Source organism: Winogradskyella endarachnes, from assembly GCF_009741275.1.
Classification (GTDB): Bacteria; Bacteroidota; Bacteroidia; order Flavobacteriales; family Flavobacteriaceae; genus Winogradskyella; species Winogradskyella endarachnes.
In genome coordinates this window covers 1-1251 of record NZ_WOWS01000020.1, presented here as the reverse complement: position 1 = coordinate 1251, position 1251 = coordinate 1, and the positions used below count along the sequence as shown (strand labels likewise).

Annotated in this window: 1 pseudogene; it reads left to right on the top strand. The window is 37.5% G+C overall.

From position 1 onward, the window contains the following. Positions 1–1251 (top strand): annotated as a pseudogene (locus GN138_RS16070) (hypothetical protein); the annotation flags it as partial.

The following is a 1251-nucleotide window of genomic DNA, read 5'->3' as shown; positions in this document are numbered from 1 at the left end:
GCATCAGATTTAGAATTGTGTGATGATGAAAGTAACGATGGTTTTGAAGAATTTGACCTAAGTACTCAGACAGCAACTATTTTAGGAACCCAATCCGCGGCAAATTACGAGGTATCTTATTATTTAAGTTTTGCTGACGCAGACTCAGGGAATAATGCATTGCCTTCATTGTATACTAACACAGTAAATCCGCAACCTATATTTGTCCGAGTTGAAAGCATTGGTGTTGACGGAAGCAGTTGCTACACCGCCAGTCCATCAGCAGTATTTGATTTAATTGTTAATACAAGAGCGCTAGCAACTATGCCAGAAGACATGGAAGTTTGTGATGATGTTAGTAACGATGGACAAGCGAGTTTTGATTTAAGCACCCAAGAATCAGTAATATTAGGTACACAAAACCCATCAGATTACAATGTTTCTTTTCATAATACTCAAGACGATGCAGATAATAATGCAAATGCTTTAGCCAGTACAAGTACCTTAAGTTCACAAACAGTTTATGTAAGAGTAGAAGACCCATTGCATCCAGATTGTTATGGTACTACAAGTTTTGAAGTTATTGTAAATCCATTACCAGAACTATTAGCGGTAACAGCCTTAGAAGTTTGTGATGATGATACAGATGAGTTTGTAGCGTTCCCATTAAGTACAAAAGTTTCAGAATTTACCAATGGTTCAACAGACATTGAAGTTTCGTTTTACGAATCACCAACGGATGCTATGTCAGAGACAGGCGAGATATTTGATGGTTATGTCAATACAACAGCTGTAAACCAAACGATTTATGTACGATTAGAAAACACCACAACAGGTTGTTATAATATCAATACCTTAGATTTAGAAGTTTTAGCCAATCCAATCGCAAACACCACAACAGCATTAGAGGTTTGTGATGATGATGCCGATGGTATTGCAGACTTTGATTTAAGTTTAAAAGACGCAGAAGTCATAGGCACACAAACCGATATGAGTGTGAGTTATCATTTAGATATGGCAAGTGCTATAGATGGTTCTAGTCCATTAGCCACAAACTACACCAATACCACAGCAGGGGCACAAGAGATTTACGCGCGTATTGTTAATGACTTAACAGGATGTTCTTCAGTAACCACGTTACAACTGATTGTAAATCCAAAGCCAACAACCATAGCAGTTAGTGATTATGAATTATGTGACTATAACACTACAGGCGATGAAGAAGAAGCATTTGATTTAAGCACAAAGACCACAGAGATTTTAGATGGTCAG